Source organism: Streptomyces sp. NPDC102274, from assembly GCF_044766385.1.
GTDB lineage: Bacteria > Actinomycetota > Actinomycetes > Streptomycetales > Streptomycetaceae > Streptomyces.
The window spans coordinates 97750-121320 of sequence record NZ_JBIWLW010000028.1 but is presented as its reverse complement, the minus strand read 5'-3'; the positions used below and the strand labels follow the sequence as shown (position 1 = coordinate 121320).

22 protein-coding genes and 4 pseudogenes are annotated in these 23571 nt (G+C 71.0%); 9 read left to right on the top strand and 17 right to left on the bottom strand.

Features of this window, described 5'->3' with window-relative positions:
- Positions 1-405: pseudogene (locus ACIRQP_RS30670) on the top strand (polysaccharide deacetylase family protein); the annotation flags it as partial.
- 118 nt (positions 406-523) lie between these two features.
- Here the strand turns inward: ACIRQP_RS30670 and ACIRQP_RS30665 are convergent.
- Positions 524-673 carry a hypothetical protein gene (locus tag ACIRQP_RS30665; protein WP_403895573.1) on the bottom strand — a complete coding sequence of 50 codons (150 nt, stop codon included), beginning with the start codon at positions 671-673 and terminating at the stop codon, positions 524-526.
- 768 nt (positions 674-1441) lie between these two features.
- On the opposite strand from ACIRQP_RS30665, the gene ACIRQP_RS30660 reads away from it, so the two are divergent.
- Positions 1442-1711 (top strand): hypothetical protein, encoded by a 270-nt coding sequence (locus tag ACIRQP_RS30660; RefSeq protein ID WP_403895570.1) that lies wholly within the window; start codon positions 1442-1444, stop codon positions 1709-1711.
- Positions 1712-1746: 35 nt separating this feature from the next.
- Here the strand turns inward: ACIRQP_RS30660 and ACIRQP_RS30655 are convergent, their stop codons facing one another.
- From ACIRQP_RS30655 to ACIRQP_RS30645, 3 genes are all read right to left on the bottom strand, one after another.
- Complete coding sequence (locus ACIRQP_RS30655; RefSeq protein WP_403895567.1) at positions 1747-1965, bottom strand: hypothetical protein; 219 nt, start codon at positions 1963-1965, stop codon at positions 1747-1749.
- 611 nt (positions 1966-2576) lie between these two features.
- Positions 2577-3350, bottom strand: a complete 774-nt coding sequence (locus tag ACIRQP_RS30650; protein ID WP_403895564.1) for an SDR family NAD(P)-dependent oxidoreductase — start codon at positions 3348-3350, stop codon at positions 2577-2579.
- 55 nt (positions 3351-3405) lie between these two features.
- Positions 3406-3987 (bottom strand): TetR/AcrR family transcriptional regulator, encoded by a 582-nt coding sequence (locus ACIRQP_RS30645; RefSeq protein WP_403895561.1) that lies wholly within the window; start codon positions 3985-3987, stop codon positions 3406-3408.
- A 45-nt stretch (positions 3988-4032) separates the two neighbouring features.
- On the opposite strand from ACIRQP_RS30645, the gene ACIRQP_RS30640 reads away from it, so the two are divergent.
- The gene (locus ACIRQP_RS30640; RefSeq protein WP_403895558.1) at positions 4033-4215 is read left to right on the top strand and encodes a hypothetical protein; all 183 of its coding nucleotides are present in this window, start codon (positions 4033-4035) and stop codon (positions 4213-4215) included.
- A 23-nt stretch (positions 4216-4238) separates the two neighbouring features.
- On the opposite strand, the gene ACIRQP_RS30635 is transcribed toward ACIRQP_RS30640, so the two are convergent.
- Complete coding sequence (locus ACIRQP_RS30635) at positions 4239-4544, bottom strand: Tn3 family transposase (protein WP_403895556.1); 306 nt, start codon at positions 4542-4544, stop codon at positions 4239-4241.
- Positions 4545-4600: 56 nt separating this feature from the next.
- Here ACIRQP_RS30635 and ACIRQP_RS30630 point away from each other — a divergent pair, with 56 nt between their 5' ends.
- Entirely contained in the window at positions 4601-5089 is a 489-nt protein-coding gene (locus tag ACIRQP_RS30630; RefSeq protein WP_403895553.1) for a MarR family winged helix-turn-helix transcriptional regulator, read from the top strand.
- A gap of 129 nt (positions 5090-5218) precedes the next feature.
- Positions 5219-6634 (top strand): MFS transporter, encoded by a 1416-nt coding sequence (locus tag ACIRQP_RS30625; protein WP_403895596.1) that lies wholly within the window; start codon positions 5219-5221, stop codon positions 6632-6634.
- 11 nt (positions 6635-6645) lie between these two features.
- On the opposite strand, the pseudogene ACIRQP_RS30620 reads toward ACIRQP_RS30625, so the two are convergent.
- Positions 6646-6759: pseudogene (locus tag ACIRQP_RS30620) on the bottom strand (IS5/IS1182 family transposase); the annotation flags it as partial.
- Between the two features lie 33 nt (positions 6760-6792).
- Positions 6793-7401, bottom strand: a complete 609-nt coding sequence (locus tag ACIRQP_RS30615; protein ID WP_403895550.1) for a TetR/AcrR family transcriptional regulator — start codon at positions 7399-7401, stop codon at positions 6793-6795.
- A gap of 151 nt (positions 7402-7552) precedes the next feature.
- Between ACIRQP_RS30615 and ACIRQP_RS30610 the strand changes: the two genes are divergently transcribed.
- Positions 7553-9142 carry a GMC family oxidoreductase gene (locus ACIRQP_RS30610; protein WP_403895548.1) on the top strand — a complete coding sequence of 530 codons (1590 nt, stop codon included), beginning with the start codon at positions 7553-7555 and terminating at the stop codon, positions 9140-9142.
- Positions 9143-9316: 174 nt separating this feature from the next.
- Here ACIRQP_RS30610 and ACIRQP_RS30605 read toward each other — a convergent pair whose 3' ends face one another.
- On the bottom strand, positions 9317-9967 hold the full coding sequence (locus ACIRQP_RS30605; protein ID WP_403895545.1) for a CatB-related O-acetyltransferase: 651 nt from the start codon (positions 9965-9967) through the stop codon (positions 9317-9319).
- A 358-nt stretch (positions 9968-10325) separates the two neighbouring features.
- On the opposite strand from ACIRQP_RS30605, the gene ACIRQP_RS30600 reads away from it, so the two are divergent.
- Positions 10326-11519 (top strand): macrolide family glycosyltransferase, encoded by a 1194-nt coding sequence (locus tag ACIRQP_RS30600; protein ID WP_403895542.1) that lies wholly within the window; start codon positions 10326-10328, stop codon positions 11517-11519.
- A 153-nt stretch (positions 11520-11672) separates the two neighbouring features.
- Here ACIRQP_RS30600 and ACIRQP_RS30595 read toward each other — a convergent pair.
- Positions 11673-11864: pseudogene (locus tag ACIRQP_RS30595) on the bottom strand (ADP-ribosylglycohydrolase family protein); the annotation flags it as partial.
- Positions 11865-14792 carry a WD40 repeat domain-containing protein gene (locus tag ACIRQP_RS30590; protein WP_403895538.1) on the bottom strand — a complete coding sequence of 976 codons (2928 nt, stop codon included), beginning with the start codon at positions 14790-14792 and terminating at the stop codon, positions 11865-11867.
- Positions 14793-15077: 285 nt separating this feature from the next.
- Here ACIRQP_RS30590 and ACIRQP_RS30585 point away from each other — a divergent pair, with 285 nt between their 5' ends.
- Positions 15078-16247 carry a serine hydrolase domain-containing protein gene (locus ACIRQP_RS30585; RefSeq protein WP_403895535.1) on the top strand — a complete coding sequence of 390 codons (1170 nt, stop codon included), beginning with the start codon at positions 15078-15080 and terminating at the stop codon, positions 16245-16247.
- Positions 16248-16503: 256 nt separating this feature from the next.
- A complete protein-coding gene (locus ACIRQP_RS30580; RefSeq protein WP_403895593.1) occupies positions 16504-16890 on the top strand; it encodes a DUF779 domain-containing protein in 387 nt (128 codons plus the stop codon).
- A gap of 23 nt (positions 16891-16913) precedes the next feature.
- Here ACIRQP_RS30580 and ACIRQP_RS30575 read toward each other — a convergent pair whose 3' ends face one another.
- From ACIRQP_RS30575 to ACIRQP_RS30545, 7 genes and pseudogenes are all read right to left on the bottom strand, one after another.
- Complete coding sequence (locus ACIRQP_RS30575) at positions 16914-17108, bottom strand: hypothetical protein (RefSeq protein ID WP_403895532.1); 195 nt, start codon at positions 17106-17108, stop codon at positions 16914-16916.
- A 125-nt stretch (positions 17109-17233) separates the two neighbouring features.
- Positions 17234-18103, bottom strand: a complete 870-nt coding sequence (locus ACIRQP_RS30570; protein ID WP_403895530.1) for a phosphatidylinositol-specific phospholipase C/glycerophosphodiester phosphodiesterase family protein — start codon at positions 18101-18103, stop codon at positions 17234-17236.
- A gap of 163 nt (positions 18104-18266) precedes the next feature.
- Entirely contained in the window at positions 18267-18929 is a 663-nt protein-coding gene (locus ACIRQP_RS30565; RefSeq protein ID WP_403895527.1) for an ABC transporter ATP-binding protein, read from the bottom strand.
- Positions 18922-19857: an ABC transporter ATP-binding protein gene (locus ACIRQP_RS30560; protein WP_403895590.1), complete on the bottom strand. Its 936-nt coding sequence runs from the start codon at positions 19855-19857 to the stop codon at positions 18922-18924. Before ACIRQP_RS30560 ends, ACIRQP_RS30565 begins: the two co-directional genes overlap by 8 nt.
- 134 nt (positions 19858-19991) lie before the next feature.
- Entirely contained in the window at positions 19992-20975 is a 984-nt protein-coding gene (locus ACIRQP_RS30555; protein ID WP_403895524.1) for an ABC transporter permease, read from the bottom strand.
- A complete protein-coding gene (locus ACIRQP_RS30550) occupies positions 20968-21960 on the bottom strand; it encodes an ABC transporter permease (protein ID WP_403895522.1) in 993 nt (330 codons plus the stop codon). The genes ACIRQP_RS30555 and ACIRQP_RS30550 overlap by 8 nt, the downstream gene beginning before the upstream one ends.
- A pseudogene (locus tag ACIRQP_RS30545) lies at positions 21957-23552 on the bottom strand (ABC transporter substrate-binding protein). The gene ACIRQP_RS30550 and the pseudogene ACIRQP_RS30545 overlap by 4 nt, the downstream one beginning before the upstream one ends.
- Positions 23553-23571: the final 19 nt, after the last annotated feature.

Below are 23571 nucleotides of genomic sequence, written 5' to 3'. Positions count from 1 at the left end.
GCCACCGGCTGTGCGACCACTCGGTGTCGCACAACACCGCCATGGACAAGGAGTCCGAGACCTACCAGTCGCAGCAGATACTCGACGCCGAACGCGTGATCACCAAAGCGTCCGGGGGCGTACGGCCGATGTACTACCGGGCGCCCGGCGGGGCCTTCACCCCCTACAGCCGCAACCTCGCCGCTTCCCGGGGCATGCGCCCGCTGGGCTGGAACGTGGACACCAAGGACTTCGAGCGCCCGGGCACGGACGCCATCGTCGCCACCGTCGAGCGGGAACTGCCCAACGGACCGACACTCCTCTTCCACGACGCGGGCGGTGACCGCACCCAGACCATCGAAGCCCTGCGCGGACTCCTCCCCCAGCTCAAGGCAGGGCCACTCATTCGGCTTCCCGGTGCGCTGAGCCCCGACCCCGGCCGGTACCCGCGTTCGCCGCACCAGGCCACGGTGCCGGATCGGGGCGCCGGGCCACGGTGCCGGGTCGGGGTGCCCCTCATCCGGATATGGATCGAGTCAGCAGCTCAGGCACCTCGTCCTCTACGGAACTCGTCCTTGACGTCCTGCCGCATCCCCAGGATCGCCGCACGCACGTCGAGGAAAGTCCCCTCGTACAGCTCGAATCCGTGTATGCGCACCTGCTCGTGATCGAACGCAAGCTCCTCAGACGTCATGCTCCTCCCCCGTAGCTTTGCCGACCAAAAAGCCTCTGTCTACCACGAGGCACCGACACCACTTGACGAGCACTCGGGCTGCTCCCGTCCCCCACCGAACCCATGCGGCCCGTCCGTTGGCCCGGCTCAGGAATCACCAGTCCACCCTTCACCGCGACGGACAGACAGCGGGCAGTGGGCAACCCCGCACCCCGTCCACAAGCTCGCCGCGCACCAGGCCACCTGGACCGGGCGCACTCTCGACCCGAAGGTCCAGGCGAAGATCGACCAGCAGAACGCCACCCGTGCGAGGGAGCCGGAGACCTTCTCCTGGCGCCGCTCCTGCTCCTTACGCTCGCGTTCGCCGGCTTCGGCCCGCTGCTGGGCTGCGACGGCCCGGCTCTGGCAGTCCTCGCACAGGTGCGGGTCCGACTGCCGCGGCCGGCTCCAGTCGGAGGGGTCCACGGCCTTCCACCGGTCATCGGTGAACTGACGCTCACAGTCTGCGCACACCGGCCGCCTCGCCTCCCGTGCCGCGGCTTCCTACTCCGCACTGCGCCGTTCCTGCTCGCGGGCGGTCTGGCTGCGGCGAGCGAGGGCGGCGTCCCGGCGGGAGTCGCCGATCGCCTCCACCAGCGGCTGACGCTCCATACGGTCGAGGCACCAGACCCCGAGCCCAGCGCGACCGACTCTCACCACCACCGACACCAAACGGAGAGATCGCACCCTGGCCGAGGTCGAGACCGATCGGCTCATCGAGAAGGTCGAGCATGAACGCCGGGGAATGAAGTGCCCCGCACCGCACGTCCTTTGACGACTCCACCACGCCCGACGGCGGCGTTCGCCCGGCCATCCAGGCTGCGCGACGACACTGCGGACCTGGTGAGCACGCCGGCGGACTGTTCCTCGGATTTCGAGCGTGACGTGTTGCGGCTGCTGACTTCACACGGCATCCGGACGCTGTCGCAGAGACAGTTGGCCGAGCCCGTCGATCTGGCTCTGCCCGACATCGAACGGCCCACGATCCGCCACGCTCCCTTCTTCCCGGAAGATCCGTAACCGTGAGCCACGCCCGCTGAGCGGGCTGAGGCGGCTCAGCCCGCGTCCTCGTCCAGCCCGGCCAGCACCAGCGCCAGGTCGAAATCACTGACGAGATACGCCAGGCCGTGGACGCGGCCCGGCGGCAGGGCCCGCAGAGGGACCTGCGCACCCTTGCTGCCAACATCCGAGCCGACGCAGAAGGCCGGTACACCCGGAGCGGAGCCCGGGTGGCAGGCCGGAGTGGAATGGACGCTGCTCTGGATCGAGAACACCGCCAGCCGGCTGACCGAAGGCAGGTCGTAGGGGTGTGACGTGGACGCCTCCTGAGCCGAGGCTCAGCACTCCCGCGCCCGAGTCTGATCTGCGGCCGGGCTGGGCGGGCGAGCCGAAGTGGGACGGGTTCCGGGCTCTGGTCTCCGTCGACGCATCCCGGCGCGCCCGCAGTCGTTGCCTACGGCTCGGTGGCGGAGGCCCACCGGAATAAGAGGCCAGGTGCTTCGGACACCCTGCCTTACGCTACGGGTCAGCTCGCCCGCACAGCAGGCGAACAGCCGCCTACGCCACAGGAATTGGGCACCGATGTTGCGCCGGCTCAGCCGACGGCGTGGAGGGTGCCGCAGTGTTTGGCCGCCCGCACGCGGCCTCAGCGGCGCGGTGGACACCTCGGAAGTAACTGTCGTGCTCGGTGAAGGCCAGGCCGAGGCGGTCGGCGAGCATCCTGGCCAGCTCTTCCGCGGTGTGCGCCTTGGTGCCGTAGGTGTATCCCGAGCGGCCGCCGGCTGACCGCCCCGCACTCGCGCCCCCATACCGAGAAGCGGGTGCCCGTTCGCCCGAGAGCCGTTCGACGCAGCCGTGGGGGGGGTGCCGCGCGGCTCGGGATGGCTCAGTGCGGCCAGGTGGCGGTGCCACCGTCGACGCCGAGGGTCATGCCGGTGACGTAGCCGGCGCGATCGCTGAGGAGCCAGGCAGCGGCTTCGGCTATCTCGTCCGGCCGGCCGGGGCGGCCGAGGGCGGCAAGGGAACTGAGGTGCTCGACGATGTCCGGGTCGCGCTGCTGCCAGGCGACCATCATCTCGGTCATCGTGGCGCCGGGCGCGATCGCGTTGACGCGGACACCTTCGCGGCCGTATTCGGCGGCGGCGGCGCGGCTCATGGCGGTGACGGCGGCCTTCGTCGCCCCGTACACACTCTGCCCGGCAGCGCCGAAGGTGCCGCCGACGCTGCTGATGTTGACGATCGAGCCACCAGCGGCGCCCTCCGCGGTCATCGCCTGCAGTTCGGCGCGCATCGCCAGCCACACGCCCTTGAAGTTGATCTCGATGAGGGAGTCGAACCTCTCGTCGGTGACCTCGGCGAGGCGGCCGCCGCCCTGGGTGCGGCCGGCGTTGTTCAGGGCGCCATCGAGACGCCCCCACTTCTCGACCGCGGCCCCGATGGCTCGCCGCAGCTGTCCGGCGTTCGTAGTGTCGGCCTGAACGGCGAGAACGTTGCCTCCTCCAGCGGTGATGTCGCCGGCGACACGGTCGAGTTCAGGTTTGCGGCGGGCGGTGATGACGACGTTCGCGCCTTCGCGGGCGAACAGGTGCGCGGCGGACTCGCCGATACCGGACGAGGCGCCGGTGATGAGGATGGTCTTGCCTGCGAGCAGGTCGGTCATGGTTGTCGCTCCATCGTGAGGGTTCTCGCCGGTCCGGGGCCGGACCGACAAGGGGTCAGCCACGTGCCCGGTCCGCGACGAGCGCGTTGATGAGCGCGTCGCGGACGACGGCGGACGTCATGTCGTTGTCGCCGCTGCCGGGGTCCGCGGCGACGGCGTGAGCGACGCCGCGGAGGGCTGCGCGGAGCGCGTTCGTCGCCAGCACCGCGGTGATCCCGGGCCGGAGGGCGCCTGCTTGCTCGAGCTCGTCGAACCCGGCGCGCAGCAGCGCACCGCTTCGTTCGACCTGGCTTGGTAGCGGGCCCGACGTCGGGTACATCGCCGGGTAGAGACCCGGGTAGGCAAGGGCGAACGCCACGTGCGCGTCCCAGCCAGCCGCCACGCGGGTGCGCGGGTCCGCGTCAACTGTCGCCGTACCGGCGTCCTTACGGTGGAAGTACTCCTCGAACGCGATATCGACGACAGCGCGGATCAGTCCCGCCCGGTCGCCGAAATGGTGGTACAGGGACGGAGCCTGTACGCCTGCGGCGGCGCAGACCGCGCGCGTAGAGACCGCGTCGACACCGTCGCGTGTGGCGATCTCGAACGCTGCGGCGAGCAGTCTTTTGCGGGCGTCACCGAATGTATTCTGTAGCATCGCTATAGACTGTAACGCCGCTATAGCCACTCAGCAACTGGCACGGTGGCGGCGAGGCCGGCGCTGCTGCGCGCGCTGTTGCTGCCGCAGCAGGACACGGACTACGTGCACCGCGTGCTGCGCATGCTCAGCCCGGAGCGCACACCGTCCGGACAGCGCCGCCACACCGAGGACACTGTCGACGTGGTCCGCCTGTTCCAGCACGCACGCCTCACAGCCCCACGCTGAAGACTGTGACCAGTACGGTCGCCTCATAGCGGACAGCGAACTTGTCGTATCTCGCCCACGGCAGGGTGGCGCTTGAAGTGGTTGAATGCCGCACTCGACAGCATGGCGCTCGCAGTCGTCCGCCTTGTCGGACTTCGACGGCCGACCGCCTCGGAAGGTGAGCTTCCGGCGATTACGGACTCCGTCCGGCGATACCGGGAAAAGCTCCAGCTCCCCACGACCTGGAGCTCGTCGTTGGTCTCGCGGCGCAGGTCGGCATCGGCGAGGTAGTCGCAGATGAACGCCGTACGTAGCGCGCGGCCCAGTTCCTCCAGCTGGCCGCGAGGCACGGCGGCCCAGATCGTCCCGCTGTTGAACTATCTAGTTCCTGTCGTATTCTGGCGGCATGAGCACCCCTCCCCCCACCCGTTCGGTCCGCGATCTCACGGGCATGCTGACGCACGCCGCGTATGTGATGGACACCCGCCTGACGGCCGCCCTGGCCGAGGTCGACAGCTCGCCCCGGGCGCACTGCGTCCTGCTTCACGCGATGGAGGGCGAGCAGACACAGGCCCGGTTGGCGGAGATCGCGGGCCTGGACAAGACCACGATGGTCGTGACCGTCGACGAACTGGAGCGGGAGGGCCTGGCGGAGCGGCATCCGTCCAGCACGGACCGGCGTGCCCGGATCATCAAGGTAACCCCGGCTGGAGCCGAGAAGGTGCGGCAGGGAGGGGAGATCGTGGACCGCGTGCACGCCGAGGTGCTGCACTTCCTGCCCGAAGGTGAACGGCAGGCGTTCGTCGGCGCCTTGACCCGGCTCACAGAGGGGGAGCTGGCCAAGCCGACCGTGTCGCACAAGCCTGTGCGTCGACGCCGCACCACTCAGAAGTAGTCCGAGAATAGATCGTCTATTAAAAAACCATCTGCTACGGTCTCTCTTGTAGTCCTCACACACCAGGAGAGACCCGTGTCCGACACGCCCCGTTCGCGTTGGCTGGCCCTTGCCATCCTCTGCGCCGGCATGCTGATGATCATCCTCGACGGGTCGATCACGACCGTCGCCCTGCCGTCCATCCAGCGCGACCTCGACTTCACGCCCTCCGGCCTGAGCTGGGTCGTCAACGCCTACGTGATCGCGTTCGGCGGTCTGCTGCTCCTGGCCGGCCGGGTCGGCGACCTGATCGGCCGCAAGAAGATGTTCACCACCGGACTGGGCGTGTTCACCGCCGCCTCCGCGGCCTGCGGCCTGGCCGCCACGCCCGCCATGTTCATCGCGGCCCGCTTCGCCCAGGGCGTAGGCGGGGCGATGGTCGCTTCCGTCAGCCTCGGCATGATCGCCACACTCTTCCCCCAGCCCGCCGAGCGGGCCAAGGCGTTCGGCGCGTTCAGCTTCGTCGGGGCCGGAGGCGCCTCCCTCGGCCAGGTGCTCGGCGGCACCCTCACCCAGGCCCTGAGCTGGAACTGGATCTTCTACATCAACCTGCCCATCGGCGCCGTCGCCCTCACGCTCGCGCTGCGGGTCTTGTCCCGCGAGAGCGGTCCCGGCCTGCGGGCCGGTGTTGACATCCTGGGCGCGATCCTGGTCACCAGCGGCCTGATGCTCGGCGTCTACGCCATCGTCTCCGCCGGCGCCCACGGCTTGGTCGGCACCCACACCCTCGGCTTCGCCGCCCTGGCCGCCTCGCTGTTGGCCGGCTTCGTGCTCCGCCAGGCCCGCGCCGCCCAACCCCTGCTGCCGCTACGGATGTTCACCTCCCGCACCATCGCCGGCGCGAACCTCGTACAGACCCTCCTGCTCGCCGGACTGTTCGCCTTCCAGGTCCTGATCGCGCTCTACATGCAGAACGTCCAGCACTACAGCGCCGCCCGGACCGGGTTGGCCATGCTCCCCGCCGCCCTCACCATCGGCGCCGTCTCGCTGTTCATCTCCGCCCGCGCCATCGCCCGCCTCGGCGAGCGCCACACCCTCCTGATCGGCCTGGCCCTCGTCGCCACCGGTATCGGCCTGCTCACCCGCCTGCCCGCAGGCAGCGCCCACTACGCCACCGACCTGCTGCCCACCATGCTCGCCGTCGGCGGCTTCGGACTGGCCATCACCGCCCTGACCACCCTGGCCATGTCCGATGCCCGACCCGAAGACGCGGGCCTGGCCTCCGGCCTCTTCAACACCACCCAGCAGGTCGGCGCCGCCGTCGGTGTCGCCGCCCTCACCACCCTCGCCACCTCGCACAGCACCGCCCTCACTGCCATCGGCACCAACCCGGCCACCGCACTCACCGCCGGCTTCCACCTCGCATTCGCGACCGGCGCGGCACTGACCCTGGCCGCCCTCATCGCCGCCGCCACGATCCTGCGCACCAAGCCCGCCACCACGACCACCAGCGCCGTCGAGATCCCTGCCGACGCCCCCGAGCACCACATCCACACCGGCGTCTAACCCGTGCTGCCGGGACGTGCCTCTTTTCCCGGCACCCGCGGGGTTCTCCTACGGGCCCCGGCGGCGTGCTGGTGGGCTCGGCAGGAGGTGGAGTCCACACTCACCACGGACCAGTCGATGCGGCCGAGGACGGCACGGCTCTCTTCGGCTCCTGTCGCTCAGCGCAGGAGCGCGCGCTCGCACTGGACCAGCAGCCACCGCTCCGCATCCGGGAGCGACCACCCGTTGTCGTCGGCGAGCGTGAGATAACCGGAGTAGCCGAAGTAGAACCACAGCACGTCGGTCGCGTGCCGGACGTCGATGCCTTCGGCGAGGCTCCCCAGTTCATGCAGGTGCTCGGCCGTCGCGGTCAGCGTGCCCCGGTAGCGCTCGGTCGATTCGCGCAGGCCCTCAGCGGCGGTCTCGTCGTGCGGCGCGGTGCTCAGCAGCACCCGCATGACGGCGCCGTGGTCCTCGCGGACCTTCCGGCTCGCCGAGGCCACGAGGGCCAGCACCTCACGGGGATCGCGCAGGCCGGGCAGGCGTTCCAGGCTCTCCTTCAGCTCCGGCGCGTCCGCCCACTCGTCGATCATGATCCGCAGCAGCCCCTGCTTGCCACCGCCGACCGCGTAGACGGTGCCCGGCGCGACATGGGCGAGCTCGGCGATCTCATCGATCTTGCTGCCGAAGAAGCCGCGCCGGACGAACAGCGTGCGGGCCGCGTCGATGATCGCCCGACGCGTCAGTTCCGCGTAGTCGGCGCGACGGCTGGGGGTACGGGGGCTCACGACCGACATCATACAAACTCATTCAAGATGACTCGAGGTAATTTCAGATGAGTTCGACTCAGATAAGATGAGTCGGACTGCGCGAGACACGACGGATCGTGCCTCGAACGCTCCACGGGGATGGATGGGACAAGAGCATGGGTGGAACAAGATGACGCAAGACGCAACATCGCTGCCGGCCGAGGCGGACTTCGTGGTCGTGGGGGCCGGCGCGGCCGGATGCGTACTGGCCGCGCGGTTGAGCGAGGACCGCGCCTGCCGGGTACTGCTGCTGGAAGCCGGAACGACCACCGGTGAGGAACCGGAGGCCCGGACCCCCGGAAACGCCTTCCAGCTCCTCGCCGGGCCTCAGGCCTGGGGCGACCTGACCACGCCGCAACGCGCCCTCGGTGGGCGCCGGATCGGGCTCCCGCAAGGGCGCGGGCTCGGCGGTGGCAGCAGCATGAACATGATGGCGTGGTTCACCGGGCGCCCGGAGGACTACGACACCTGGGAGGCCCGGGGCGCGGCGGGCTGGGGATGGCCGGACGTGCGCCCGGCCCTGCGCGCCGTCGAGGACAGCGACCGCGGTACCGACGACTGGCACGGGACCGGCGGCCCGATGGCGGTCAGCTCGATCCGGGACGCCGGCCCCCTGCCGCTCACCTTCGTCGCGGCCGGCGTGGAACACGGCCTGCCGCTGGTCGAGGACTTCAACGGCCCGTCCGGCGAAGGGGTGGGCCTGATCCAGAGCAACATCCGGGACGGCCGGCGGCACAGCGTCGTGGACGGCTACCTGACGCCGGCCCGCGGCCGGGACAACCTCACCGTCGCCACCGGGCACCAGGTCACGTCCGTGCTGTGGGACGGCGTGCGGGCCGTAGGCGTACGGGTGGGCGACACGGAGGTCCGCGCCCGGCGGGGCGTGGTGCTGTGCGCCGGCGCCCTGCGCAGCCCGCAGCTGCTGATGCTCTCCGGCGTCGGCCCGGCCGACCACCTGAGCGACCTCGGCGTGCCCGTGGTGCGCGACCTGCCCGGGGTGGGCGCACATCTGCAGGACCACCCGATGGTCACACCGGTGTGGCCGGTCCTCGACGGCAGCCCGCTCTGGAACTCCCTGACCGCGAACGACGTCCGCGACTACCAGCTGCTGCGCCGCGGGCCGCTCGCCTCGCTCACCCAGGCCGCGGCCACACTGCGCAGCGGCGCCGAACGCCCGGTGGCCGACCTCCAGTTCACCCTGACACTGCTGGGCATGACCGCCGAGATGACCCTCATCGAGGAGCCGGTCGTCACCTGCGCGATCAGTGTGCTGGACCCGGACAGCCACGGCACCGTACGACTGGCCGGCGCGGATCCCGCGCAGGCGCCGCTCGTCGATCCCGGCTACCTCCGGGACGAGGGCGACCGCGCCCGGCTGCGGTCCGGCCTCCGCCGGGCACGCGAACTCTTCAGGACCCCGACCCTGGCGAAAGCCACCGGGGGCGAGGCCCTCACCCCGCAGGACTGGTCCGACGCGGACCTCGACACGTGGATCGACGGCAACGTGGGCAGCGAATGGCATCCGGTCGGCACCTGCCGGATGGGCACCGACACCACCGCCGTGACCGACCCCCGCACCATGGCGGTGCACGGCACACAGGGGCTGTTCGTCGCCGACGCCTCCGTGATGCCCACCATCACCCGGGGCAACACCCAGGCCCCCACCATCATGATCGCCGAACGCGCGGCGGCACGCATCGCCCGCGCCGGCCTCGGCTGAGGCCGCGGGCGCGCCCGTCGGCGTACGGGGCGTCCACCGCCTCGTACGCCAACGGGCCCTCCGCTGCTGCGAACGACCCCTCCGACTCACCACATAGGACGCGGTCCAAGGGCCACCGGAAAGTCGGCGTGCTCCCGGGCTCAGATCCCGAATCCGGTCTCGGCAGTCGCCGTGTCACATACGAGGGGCCCCCGGGGCGGCGGCTTCGAGATCGGCGACGCTGCCCGACATGATCGTTCGTACATGCTCGGTGATGTGCCCCGCCGGCCAGTCCCACCAGGCCACTGACAGCAGCCGGGTCACGTCCTCGGCGCTGTAGCGGGTACGGATGAGCCGGGCCGGGTTTCCGCCGACGATCCCGTAGTCGGCCACGTCCGTGGTGACCACGGCGCCGGAGCCGATGATCGCGCCATGACCGATCCGTACGCCGGGCATCACCGTCGTGCGGTAACCGAACCAGACGTCGTTGCCGACGACGGTGTCACCGCGCCCCGGCAGGCCGGTGAGCAGGTCGAAATGTTCGGCCCACGAGCCGCCCATGGTGGGGAAGGGGAAGGTCGACGGGCCGTCCATGCGGTGGTTGGCACCGTTCATGATGAACCGGACGCCCGTGCCCAGCGCGCAGAACTTCCCGATGACCAGTTTCTCGGGGCCGTAGTGGTAGAGCACGTTGCGGGTCTCGAACGCCGTCGGGTCTCCCGGGTCGTCGTAGTAGGAGTACTCCCCGACCTCGATCAGAGGCGATTTCACCAGCGGTCTGAGCAGCACCACTCGCGGCTGATCGGGCATCGGATGCAGGACTGTCGCGTCGGCGGGCACAGGCATGGCGAACGTTTCCTCGTGGGGTGCGTATCGGTATCAGCGGGGATCGTATGTTCGTATCCGGCCCCATGATCGCACCCTGCCGGTCGGCCATGTCACGGCCGACGCCTGCCCGGACATCACGGCCGACGCGGTCAGTCCCGGGTACGAAAATCCTCTGGCCGGGGATCCGGTGGCGGGTTAGGGTCCCGGGCATGTACTTCCTCCATCAGATCTACGGCTGACACCGGGCGGGGCCGGGCCCCCGCTCCCGTCGCGCACACCCGTGTGCGTCACCACAACCGTCATCGTGCGGCGAGGGGTTGGCGCACCGGTTCGCCGTGTCCTTCCGCCGTAGACCTGAATATGAGAGTGATCGTCCATGTCCCGTCGCCGTGCCCAGTCCCGTCGCGGTGCCCATATCGCGATGGTCGGCATCCCCGCCGTCAGCCATGTCCTGCCGAGCCTTGAGATCATCCGTGAACTGGTGGCCCGTGGCCATCGGGTGACGTACGCCAACGATCCCGCGGTCGCCGACTTGATCGCGGCCACCGGCGCCGAGTTCGTCCCCTGTGGTTCCGTGCTGCCGGTGGCCGACAACAACTGGCCCGACGACCCCATCGCCGCGATGACTCTGTTCCTCGACGACGCGATCCGGGCCCTGCCGCGGTTGCGCGCCGTCTACGACCACGACCGTGCGGACCTCTACCTGTACGACATCGGCGCCTACGCCGCGCGCGCCCTCGCCGAGGCCCAGAACCGGCCCATGATGCAGCTGTCGCCGACCTTCGTGGCGTGGCAGGGCTACGACCAGGAGGTCGCGGCGCACGTATGGCAACTGCCGGGCGCCGACGTGTACCGGGCGAGGTTCGCGCGGTGGCTCGACGGGTGCGGGGCGTCCACCACCGACGTGGACGTCTTCTCCGGCCGTCCCGCGCGGGCACTGGCTCTGATCCCCCGGGCGATGCAACCGCACGCGGACCAGGTCGACACCGACACGGTGACGTTCGTCGGCCTCTGCCCCGGCGCGCGGACGGGCGAGGGCGTCTGGACGCGTCCGGCCGACGCGGAGAACGTGCTGCTGATCTCGCTGGGCTCGGCGTACACCCGTCGGCCGGAGTTCTACCGCCAGTGCCTGGCGGCGTTCGGCAACCTGCCCGGCTGGCACGTCGTCCTCCAGATCGGGAAGTACACCGACCCGCGGGACCTCGGCGACATCCCGCCCAACGTCGAAGTGCACTCCTGGGTGCCTCAATTGACGGTCCTGGAACAGGCCGACGCGTTTGTCACCCATGCGGGGATGGGCGGCAGCGGGGAGGGGCTGCTCACCGGCGTTCCGATGATCGCCGTCCCCCAGGGCGCCGAGCAGTTCATCAACGCCGACCGGCTCGTGGAACTGGGCGTGGCCCGCCGCGTCGACACCGCGGAAGCCACCGCCGAGATCCTGTTGACCGCTCTGCGCGAACTCGTCGCCGACCCGGAGGTCACCCGCCGTTCGGCGCTGCTCCGTGCCGAGGCGCGAGCCGAGGGGGGCACCTCACGGGCCGCCGATCTCATCGAGGAGACGCTGGGCTGATCTCCCCCCGCCACCGGTCGACGAAGAAGGCGAAGGAGGCGCCCGCGGTCAGCCCGCGAGGCGGTGCGCGAGATCGGTCAGCTGAGGCAGACGCAGCACGCGCCCAGCGGATCCCGGCAGGGGAACGTGCAGGGGCTCGGTCCAGCGGACAGGGTGGGTCAGCGCCGCGATGCGCCGCGCGGCGTCCATGGTGGCCCGCGGTCCGCCGCGTGCGAAGTGGACGGCGGACGTGGCCGCCCGCATCAGGGAGCCCTTGCCCGCGGCGCGCTGGTTGACCTGGAAGTGAAGGGCGGCGGCCAGATCCCAGGGCATGCCGTTGGTGAGAACGTCCCCGGGCCGGGGACCTCAGGGACAGGGTGGCCGGTAGGAGACGCCCGGCAGGTAGCGGTCCCACGCCGCCCGGCTGATCGTGGGGTGCGCGGCGGCACACGCGCGCGCGAGGAGAGGACGGAAGTCGACCGGCAGAACGCGAATCACACCGTCGTACGCGCCGGACACCACGGCCCGGCCGTTCGGATCGAAGCGCAGCGCGCCGAGGGCCGTGGTGTATCCCGTGAGGGTGGCTCGGGCTGCGGGCCGGAGCGGATCGGTGACGTCCCACAGCCGGAGGGTCCGGTCGTCGCTGCCGGTGGCGAGCGCGCGGCCGTCCGGACTGAACGCGACCTCGCCCACGACATCGCTGTGGCCGGTGAGAGCGGACAGCTCCCGGGGATGCCGGCGGTCCGCGATGTCCCACAGCCGTACCGAGGAGTCCCCGCCCCCGGCGGTGGCCAGGATGTCGCGGCGCGGGCTGAACGCCACCGAGAGCGCGGTGATGCGGTGCGCGCGCCATCGCGACAGTCTCGTGGGCCGCCCGAGATCGCGGGTGTCCCACAACTGCACCGTCTCGTCGTCGTCGGCCGTGGCCAGCGTACGGCCGTCGGGGCTGAAGGCCACGGAGCGGATCGTGTCCAGATGTCCGCCGAGCGTCGCCCGGCTCGTGGGGTGTTCCGGGTCGCCGGTGTTCCACAGTCGTACGGTCCGGTCGCCGCCGGAGCTGGCGAGGGTACGGCCGTCGGAGCTGAAGGCCAGGGAGCGTACCGCACCGGTGTGGCCGTCGAGAGTGGCCAGCAGCGCCGGACGCCTCCGGTCGGCCACATCCCAGAGCCGTACCTTCCGGTCGTCCCCGGCGGTCGCCAGGATCTTCCCGTCCCACCGCATCGCGACGGAGCGGACGAAGGCGCCGTGGCCGCCGAGGGTGGACAGCTGGACGGGGCTCCGGGGATCGCCGATGTCCCAGAGCCGTACCGTACGGTCACCTCCTGCCGTGGCCAGGAATGTCCCGTCCGGGCCGATCGCCACCGAGACCAGCTCGCCGTCGTGGCCCACCCATGAGGGCATGAGCGTGCTGACCAGGCTGTCGCGCGTGTGTCCGGTGGGGGCCAGCCGGTGTGCGGCCAGACCGATCTGCGCGGCCAGGGCGGGATCCCTGTGCAGGAGTTCGGTGGCTCTCTCCGCCGCGTTCGAGGCGATGGCGCTGTTGCGCTGCCGGGTGACCTCCTCGTTCGCGCGGACGGCGTAGACGGACATCGCGGTCGTCAGGGTCAGCAGGACCGCGAGCAGGGTGACCAGGAGCCGCAGCCGCCGGGCCCTGCGCAGGGCGGTGGTGGTTTCGGCGGCCTCCGCGGCCAGGCTGGCGTCCAGGAACGCGCGCTCCCGTACGGTGAGCCCGCTGTCGCCGCCGCGAGCCAGTTGCCCCGCCATGGCGAGCCGCGTGCCGCGATAGAGAGCGCCGGGATCGCGGTTGAGCGACTCCCACGTCCCGGCGGCATCGGTGAGCTGGCGGTGGGCGCGCAGGCGTTCCCGGTCCTGGGCCAGCCAGCGGCGCAGCCGGGGCCAGCCGCGGATCAGCGCCTCGTGCGTGACCTCCAGACGCCCGGCGTCGAGGGTGATCAGACGTACGGCCACGGCCCGTTCCAGCACCGCCGCGGTGTCCTCGTCAGGGTCCAGTTCCCCGCGTGTGATGCGGCGCTTGGTGTCTTCGGTGCCCTCACCGAGGGCGGTCAGGCGCAGGAAGAGATGGCGGGCGACCGCCTGCCTGCCGGGGTCGAGTGCGGCGTAGAACGCCTCGGCCGTCTGCGCGAGCGAGCCCTCGATGCCACCGGCCGCCTGGAACCCGGTCAGTGTCAGCACATTGCCCCGACGGCGGCGCCAGGTCTCCAGCAGTGCGTGCGACAGCAGGGGCAGGACGGCCACCTGCCCCTGGGCCTGCGCCGTCAGGGCGGTGAGCAGCGGACCCTCCACCCGGCATCCCGCCTGACCGGCCGGCCGCACGATGGCACGGTGCAACTCGTCGGCGCTCATGGGTCCGACGGTGATCTGCGCGTCGCGCAGTACCGCCACCAGGTCCGCGTACTCCGCGCAGTGCGGGTAGAAGTCGGTGCGTACCGCGATCACCACCCGGCAGCGGCTGCTGGGCGCACGCGCCGCCGCGATGAGCGCCGCGATGAACCCGGTCCGCTCCTCCTGGCCGCGGCAGACGGTGAAGACCTCTTCGAACTGGTCCACCACCAGCACGACTTCGCCGTCGCCGCCGCGCTGAAGGGCGATCTGACGCACTGTCCGGTGCAGATTGCCGGGGTCCGCGGTGAATTCCGCGTAGAGCCGGGCGGCGGTGGATCGCGCGGGATAGGCGAGCCGGATGGCCGTCTCCTCCAGGGGGTGCGGCCCCGGAGTGAGCGTGATCACCCAGCAGCGGTCGTTCTCGGCCCGTAAACGCGCGAGCAGGCCCGCGCCCAGCAGGGAGGACTTCCCCGACCCGGAGGCGCCGAAGACCGCCAGGAACCGCTGGGCGGCCAGTCGCGTCATCACCTCGCCGACCAGGGCCTCGCGGCCGAAGAACCACTTGGAGTCGTCGGGCCGGAAGGCCGCCAGCCCCACGTAGGGCGCTTCCGTACGCTCCGCGGCCGCGGCCTCGTCCGCGTCCGCGGCGCTCTCGGCCGCGAGTTCGGCGGCGACGTCGTGCCAGCGCCGCGCCCACTGCGTCTCGTCCCCACCGCAGGCGCGCGCGTAGGCCAGGGTCACCGCGAGAGTCGGCAGCCGCCGGCCCGCCGCGGCGCCGGAGAGCGTGGCGATGGAGTAGTGCGCGCGGGCCGACAGAATCCGGTAGGCCGGCTTCCCGGCCTCGTCGCGCAACCGGCGAAGGTCCGCCGCGAACCGCAGAAGTGCCCCGTCCCCCGCCGCGAGCGGCATTTCTCCCCGTGGCACCGTGGTCACCCCCTGTCGATCACCCACGATTGTTCAGTATCCGTTTATTCACCGCCACCTCGGTGAATCTGAACAAACTTCCGACTGTTACGTCTGCTCGGCGAGGTGGACTCCATGCCTCCACCGACTCGTGATCCCGAGTCGTGATCCCCAACTCGCGATCCCAACTCGACGTTCCGACAGCGCTGTCGGTGCGCGTACGGATCGAAAGTGACAGCGAGAGCCGCGAGGCCGTCGTCCCGCTCTCAACCCTTACCTCCTCATGTGGGTCTTTTCCCGGGACGGCGGTCCCCGGCGATGAGGAGAGCTGACATGGCGGCACGACGGCACAGGGCGCGTACGAGTGTGGTGGGCCTCGCGGTGGCGGCGCTGGCCGCCACCGCGTTCACGGTCCCCGCCCAGGCGTCATCGAGCGGTACCGGATACGCGGCGGACCGTACGGGGCACGAGGAGACCCGACGGGCGCTGGACGCCGTCGTGCGGGACGGCATCCCCGGCGTCGCGAGCCAGGCGCGGACCGGCAACACCGTCTGGAAGGGGGCGGCGGGCGTCGGCGACCTCAGAACCGGCGCGCCGCGCGGAGCCGACGACCGGTTCCGTATCGCCAGCATCACCAAGACGTTCGTGGCGACCGTCATGCTCCAACTGGAGTCGGAGAGACGGCTCGACCTCGACGACACGGTGGAGACCTGGCTCCCCGGGGTGGTACGGGGCCATGGCCACGACGGCCGGAAGATCACCGTACGGCAGCTGCTCAACCACACCAGCGGCGTCTTCGACTTCATCAACGACCCGGCGTACGAGGAGAAGTACCTCGTCCCCGGCTTCCTCAAGAACCGCTACAAGACCAGGACTCCGCAGGAGGCGGTGGACGCCGCCATGGCCCATGCGCCGACCTTCGTCCCCGGGAGCCGGTACGCGTACTCCAACACCAACTATGTGCTGGCCGCGCTGATCATGGAGAGGGTCACCGGCAACGCCTACGAACATGAGGTGCGCACGCGGATCATCGAGCCGCTCCGGCTGCGCGCCACCGTCATGCCGGGCAACAGCTCGCTGATGCCGAGGCCGAGCGGCAGGGCGTACTCGAAACTGGGCGAGGACTCCGCCGGGGCCAGGATCTATGACATCACCCACCAGAACGCCTCCCAGACCTGGGCCGAGGGCGACATGATCTCCAGCGCGGGCGATCTCAACCGGTTCTTCAGCGCCCTGATGCGCGGTGAGCTACTGGCGCCGGAGCAGTTGAAGGCGATGAAGACGACGGTCTTCGACTCCGATTACGGTCTCGGCATCGAACGGCTCACGGCGAGCTGCGGGGCTCGGGTATGGGGCCACACCGGCGGCTGGATCGGCTCGCTCTCCTACGCGGTGACGACCGAGGACGGCGGCCACTCGTTCGCCCTCAACCTGAACGGGGACTGGACCTCCGCCGGTATGGGGCCCGTGCTGGACGCCGAGTTCTGCGGCGCCACCGGCTGACGGGCGACGCGCCCGGGTGGCGGCGGGCGGGTGGCGGCGGCGGTGGCGGGCGAGTGCCTGTCCGATACTCGGGACCGGGATCCGGTCCGCGTGCAACCGTCTCGCAACGTCGCGGGGGGTTGACTGAGTCCCTGAAGGTGCGGACCGATGCCGGAGGTGCGGACCGATGACCGACGGCGGGCGAGAGACGATGGATGAGCAGACTTCCCCCCGGGAGACACGGAAGTCCGTGGAACCACCTGAGCCCACCAAACCGCTGGAGCCCCCCGAGCCGCTTGAGCCCACCGAGCCGCCGGAGCCGCGCGTCGAGGTGACCCCCGCGGCCGCCGAACTGATCCGGCGGCTGCGGGCGGACCACGGGCCGCTGATGTTCCACCAGTCGGGCGGCTGCTGCGACGGCAGCGCCCCGATGTGTTATCCGGACGGTGAGTTCCGTACCGGCAACTCCGACGTACTGCTCCAGTCCCTGGAGGTCGAGGGGGTCGCCGAGCCGGTGCCCTTCTGGATGTCGGTGAGCCAGTACGAGGCGTGGCGACACACCCGGCTCATCGTCGATGTGGTGAAGGGACGCGGCAGCGGCTTCTCCCTGGAGGCACCCGAGGGGGTGCGTTTCCTCATCAGGTCCCGGCTGGTGGGGACATAGTCCCCGGGAACGCGGGCGGTCGGTCAGGGGCGGAGGCCGCTGACCACGCCGGCCGTGGTGGAGATCCCGTTCGCGATGGTCGGCGCCACGCTCGTGCCCGCGAGAAAGAACCCGAGCAGGACGCAGACCGTCGCATGTGAGAACTTCAGTCCCCCGTTGCGCAGGAAGACCACCGCGAGAATCGCCAGAAGCAGAATCACTGAGATCGAAACAGCCATCGAGAACCTCCTCCGCCGCACCGGATCGCGGCTTTCGGCCGCCAGTGTGGCGGAGGAGGAGGCCGGGTATGCCGACTGGCGTGTCCGCCGTACGGGTGGTTGACCTCGGGGCCCTCCGCTACGCGCTACGGACGGTGCTGACGGAGGAAGCGTTCGAGGCCCGCGAGGTCATCCGTATTGAGGTGATCGACCCCGGCGGCCAGCAACTCGGTCCAGACGGCGTCCCGTGCGGGCCCCGGGAGATCGGGCGTGCTCCAGAAGCGCACCCGCTGGCCGTGGGAGTGGGCGGCGTCGACGATGCGTCGCAGCTCCGCGCTCTCGGCGGCGGGGAACGCGCCCACGCCCTGCCAGCTGAAGCTCTGGGTCCAATTCCCGCTGATGAGCGGGACGAAGGAGGCTGGGGCCGCCGTCCCGAGATCATCGAGCCGGCCGTCGTAGAAGGCGTACCGTACGCGCTGCGCCTCCATAGGAGCACGGGCCGCGCGGTCGCCGGAGATGACGGGGGTGACCGCGCCCGCGCGCACCTTCCCCTCGGTGTAGCGGCTCAGCATCGAGCGGTAGCGGGTCAGTTGGCGGTGCAGCTCCTCGTAGGCGGCTGCGCCGTCCGCCTTGATGTCGATGAGCAGCTGCACCGGCCGGTGGTAACCCCGGTATACGGAGCCGTGGTTGGCCCGCACCCGTGCCAGGAGGGGATCGAGGTAGAGCCCGCGGAGAGTCCGGGCCGGGTCGAGTTCGGTGGCCTCGTGGGCGACCAGCAGCTCGCCGTCGACCAGGAAGACATCGGCTTCCACGCTGGTGAAGCCGTGCGACAGGGCGTCGAGCAGGGGACGGGGGTGCAGATAGTCGTTGTGGGCGTGAGCCTGGCGCAGCGGCCGGGGGCCGTCGTCGCCGCGCTCCGTCCGCGAGGCCGCCTGTGCGTACGCGGGTGCCGCGATGGCTCCCGCGAGCGCGGCGGCGAGCGTACTGACAGCTCCGCGGCGGGTGGTGAGGGCCATGATGCCTCCGGGGGGACGCGTTGGGGCGCGAAGGTGCGGTGGTGCGGTGGTGCGCGAGGGTGCTCGGGTGGGCTCGGGTGGGCTCGGCCCTGGCGAGTATCCGCCCTGTCATGGCCCGGCCGATATCGTCGTACGCAGAGTTCGCCCACCCGCCATCCGCGCTTCAGCCGGTCCCGGTGATCTCCGCCCAGCGGACCGTACGGTCGCACCAGCGCTCCAGCAGGACACGGTCGTGGCCGACGGCGAGCAGGCCGGCGCCGTGCTCGCGCCGGTACTCCTCGACGACGGCGACCAGCGCGGCCGTGGTGGAGGCGTCGAGCATCGCGGTCATCTCATCACAGACCAGCCAGCGCGGGCGCAGCACCAACGCGCGGGCCAGGCAGGCGCGTTGCAGCTGACCGTCGCTGACCTCGTGCGGACGGCGGCCCAGCAGCTCACCGGTGAGCCCGACCGTGCGGGCCAACTCGCCGACGCGCGCGGCGAGGTCCGTCCTACGGCCGGTGGCGCGCAACGGCTCGGCGATCAATTCGCTGAGCCGCAGCCGGGGATCCGCCGACAGCCGGGGCTGCTGGAAGACCACGCCGATCGCGGTCCGCTGTGCCCGCGGTGCCCGGTGGCGCCAGCCGGCCACGCGTTGGCCGTCGACCATGACCATCCCCGCGTCGGGATGGTGCAGCAGCGCCGCGACCCTGGCGAGGGTGGACTTGCCGCAGCCGCTGGGTCCGAGCAGCCCGAGCGACGCGCCGGGCGTGAGGGTGAGGGAGGCGTCCCGTACGAGGGGGGCGCGCCGCTCGTATCCGGCGGTGATGGAGCGGAGTTCAAGCACGGACGGTCTCCTCGGCGCTCTCGTCGGGTCTCTCGTCGGCGCCTTCCCGGGCGTGGTGGCAGGCGAGTCCGCCCGTGAAATGCGGTGGTGTGGCGCAGAGATCGGTGGCGCGTTCGCAGCGGGGCGCGAAGGCGCAGCCCGGGGGCAGCTCGCCCAGTTCCGGCGGGAGCCCGGGGATGGGGATGAAGGCGCGTTCGGGCAGGGCGTTCAGCAGTCCGCGCGCATAGGGGTGACGCGGCCCCCGTTCCCCGAAGAAGCTTCGCGCGTCGGTGAGTTCGACGATCCGGCCGGCGTACATCACGGCGACACGGTCGGCGATCCGCTCGGCCGCGGCCAGATCGTGGGTGATCATCAGCAGGGCGCGGCCCTCGTCGGCGTGCCGCCGCAGTTCGTCGGCCGTACGGTCCACGAGATCCCGGTCGAGTCCGGTGGTCGGCTCGTCGGCCAGCAGCAGCGGGGCGTCACCGATCAGGGCGAGCGCGGTCGCGGCGCGCTGGGCGAGACCGCCGGAGAGTTCGTGCGGATAGCGGTCGAGATGGCCGGCGGGGAAGGCCGCTCGGTCGGCGGCGGCCTCGGCTGCCCGGTGGAGTTCCCGGCCGCGTGTGCCGGTCAGTTCCCTGACGGTTTCCTCCAGTTGGGCCCGTACCGTACGCACGGGGGTGAGATGGGCGGCCGGGCTCTGCGGTACGAGGCCGACACGCCGTCCCCGTACCGTCCGCGCGAGCGTGGGCTCGTCGGCGGCGAGCAGATCGATGCCGTCGAGCACGGCGGAGCCGGTGGTCTGCGCGTTGCCGGGCAGGAGTCCGAGCAGGGCGGAGGCGAGGACGGACTTTCCGCAGCCGCTCTCACCGACGAGGGCGAGGCACTCCCCCGCCGCGAGATCGAATCCGGCGTCGGTGACGGCGGCGATGTGCCGGCCTCCGCGCATCCGGAAGCGGACGCCGAGCCCCCGTACGGAGAGCACGGGCGGCGCGGCCTCGGCGGGCCCGGCCTGAGCGACGGCCCCGGCGGCAGTTGCGGGCCCGGCAGGAGCGGTCGGCGGGACCGCCGGGGACGGCGTGTTCACAGCATCAGCTCCGATCGGCGGCGCGGATTGATCCGTTCCCGCCAGGCGCCCGCGAGACCCGCGAGGGCGAGAGTCGGGACGATCAGGAACAGCCCGGGAAAGAGGGTCGGCCACCAGTCACCCGCCAGGAGCGAACCACGCGCCGTCTGCACCAGATTGCCGAGGCTCGCCTGATGGCTGGGCAGGCCGAGCCCGAGGAACGAGAGCGCGGATTCGTGCCACATCGCGTGCGGCACCATCAGTACGGCGGCCAGTCCGGCCTGCGGCATGACGCCCGGCAGGAGATGCCGGCCGATGACGCGCCGGCGTGACGCGCCGCCCGAGATGGCCGCGTCGATATACGGACGCGCGCGCAGCGAGAGCACTTCCGAGCGGACGATACGGGCGGTGGAGAGCCAGTGGGTGAGCGCCACGGACACGATCACCGGCCAGACGCCGGGCCGGAACATGGCGACGATGAAGATGCCGAGCAGCAGATGGGGTACAGACGAGAAGGTGTCCACGAGCCGCATGACGATCCGGTCCGTCCAGCCGCCGAAGGCCGCGGCCGCCGCACCGACCGCCGTACCGATCACGGTGGCGACGAGCGCCGCGACGAGTCCGACGAGCAGCGAGACGCGCAGTCCGTAGACGCAGCGCAGCAGCAGATCGCGGCCGACGTCGTCCGTGCCGAACGGGTGCGCCAGAGAGGGCGCCTGGAGCTTTCCGGCCAGGTCCACGGCCTGCTGGTCGAGGGGGACCAGCAGCGGGACGACGAGTACGGCGAGCGCCACGGCCGCCACGATGCCGGCGGAGGTGCGGACGCGGACCGTGCGGGTCGAGCGGCGGGTGCGCCCGTGCGAGCGCCAGACCGGCTTGGTGGCGAGCGTTTTGGTGGCGACCGGTTTGGTGGCGACCGGTTTGGTGGCGACCGGCTCCGTCGCGACCGGGCCGGTGGTGACGGGCGCGCCGGTGTCCGGCCCGGTGGTGCTGTCAGCCATCGAAGCCCACTCTCGGGTCGGCGAGTCCGTAGAGCAGATCGGAGAGAAGGTTTCCGATCAGCACGGCTGCGGTGGCGAGCACCGTGAGGGCGGCGAGCAGCGCGAAGTCCACGGAGGTGGCCGCCTGCACGGTGGCGGCGGCGATTCCGGGCCAGCTGAAGACCGTCTCGACGAGCAGCGCGCCGGTGATGAGTTCGGGCACCCGGGAGCCGATGAGGGTGAGCATCGGCAGCATGCCGGAGCGCAGCGCGTGGCCGAGCAGTACGCTGCGTTCGCTCAGGCCGCGGGCGCGGGCGCCGCGTACGGGGTCCTCGGCGAGCGCGTCGGTGACCCCCTGGCGTACGTAGAGGAAGAACCAGGGCAGTTGGGAGATGCCCAGCACGGTGGCGGGCAGCACCAGATGCGAGGTGACCTGTCCGAAGGTGACGGTGTCGCTCGCCGCGTCGGTGAGCCCGCCCGCCGGGAGCACGCCGAGCGTGACCGCGAAGAACCAGATCGCGAGGAGCCCGAGCCAGAAGGAGGGCGCGGCCTCCAGGATGTACGCGGCCGAGCCGGCGCAGCGGTCGAGCGGTCCACCGGGCCTGCGCGCGGCGAGTACACCGAGCGAGGTGCCGAGCAGGACGGCGACGGCGAAGGCGGTGACGGCGAGCAGCGCGGACCAGCCGATCCGTTCGCCGATCACGGCGGAGACGGGCGCGCGCAGTACGGAGGAGTCCCCGAGGTCGCCGCCGAGCGCGTGGGTCAGCCAGTTCCACCAGCGGTGGACCAGTGGCTGATCCACTCCGAGGTTGACCCGGAGATGGTCGAGGTTCTCCTGCGTGGCGGTGAGACCGGTGGTGCCCGCGTACGCCTTCACGGGGTCGAAGGGCGAGGCCGCGGCGACGGCGAACACACCGAAGGTCACCATGAGGAGGACCGGGGCGGCGAACAGCAGCCGCCGACCCGCCATCCGCCCCATCGCCCCCCAGGGGAGGCGGCGGCTCATTTCTTGGGCGTCCAGTCCTCGACGTTCCACCAGGGGCCGGACGCCAGACCGTGGTCGTGCGGCTCGGTCTGTGTGGAGAGCCCGTCCCAGCGGTCGTTCACCACATAGAGGTGGTCGATATGGGTGAGGAAGGTGTACCCGGGGATCTTCACCAGTTCCCGCTGGACCGTGTCGTACGCGGCCTTGCGCGCGGCCGGTTCACCGCTCTCGCGGCCCGCGTCGAGGGCCCGGTCGACGGCCGGGTTGTCGTACCACGCCATGTTGTTGAAGCCGTTACCCGCGAGGGAGGACATGAGCAGGGAGTACTGGTCGAAGTCCGGGTCGCCCGGCGAGCCGCCGCCGGCCAGGACCGCGTCCTACCTCATCCGCGGTTCGATGACCTCCCAGGTGCCCGCCTGGGTCGTGATGTCGATGCCCGCCTTCTTGGCGTCGGAGGCGTAGGCGAGGGCGTGTTCCTGGCGGAGCTTGTCGCCGGTGAGGTACCAGAGCGGGAAGGCGGCGCGCACGCCGTCCTTGACGCGGACGCCGTCCTCGCCGGGCTTCCAGCCCGCGTCGTCGAGGATGCGCCGCGCCCCTTCGAGGTCGTGGCGGCGCTCGGTGCCTTGGGCGAACCATTCGCTGCCGGTGGGGACCGGCCCGTAGGCCGGCTTGCCCGCGCCTTCGAGGATCCGGTCGACCATGGTCTCGCGGTCGATGGCGATGTCGAGGGCCCTGCGGACGGCGGTGTCGCCGGTGACCTTGTGGTGGGTCGGCAGGGTGACGGTGCGGTAGTCGTAGCTCGTGGCGTCGTAGGTCGTGCGGCCGCTGTCCTCGGCGAAGCCCTTGGCGAGGTTGGGCGGCAGGATCGCGCCGTCGAGTTCGCCGGCGCGCAGCCGGGTGGCGCGGACATCGTCGTCCTTGATGATCGCCATGGTGAACTTCTTCACCTCGGGCGCGCCGCCCCAGTAGTCCGGGTTGGCCTTGAAGCTGATCTTCTCGCCCTTGGACCAGCCGGTGAGGAGATAGGGGCCGGTGCCGACGGGCTTTGTGGTGAACGGGCCGGTGTTGACGTCCTGTTCGCCCGCGATGTGCGCGGGCACGATGGGCAGCACGGTCCGCCGGTCGAACGGCGCGTAGGGGTACTTCAGGGTGAAGACGACGGTGTGCTCGCCCCGGGCGGTGATGTCCTTGACGGCGTCCAGTTCGGTCCTGGACGCGTTGTTGGTCTTCTCGTCCAGGACGGTGCGGTACGTGAAGACGACGTCCTTGGCCCCGAAGGGCTTGCCGTCGCTGAACTTCACGCCCTCGCGCAGCCGGTAGGTGTAGGTCAGCCCGTCGTCGCTCACCGTCGGCAGCGCGGTGGCGAGCGCGGGCCTGAGCCGCATCTCGCCGTCGTAGGCGAGCAGTCCGTCGAAGATCTTGGAGTTGCCGTCCTTGCCGTAGCCGAGGAGCGGGCTGAGGCTGTCGGGTTCGTAGGCGATACCAACGACCACCGAGTCCTTCGCCCCGCCACCCGTGCCCGAGCCGCCCGGGTTCGAGCAGGCCGCCGCGGTGAGGGCCAGTGCTCCGGCCAGCACCGCGGCGGCCGTGCCGCGTATCGATCGGGCCGCCATGCGTCCCCCCTATTGAAGA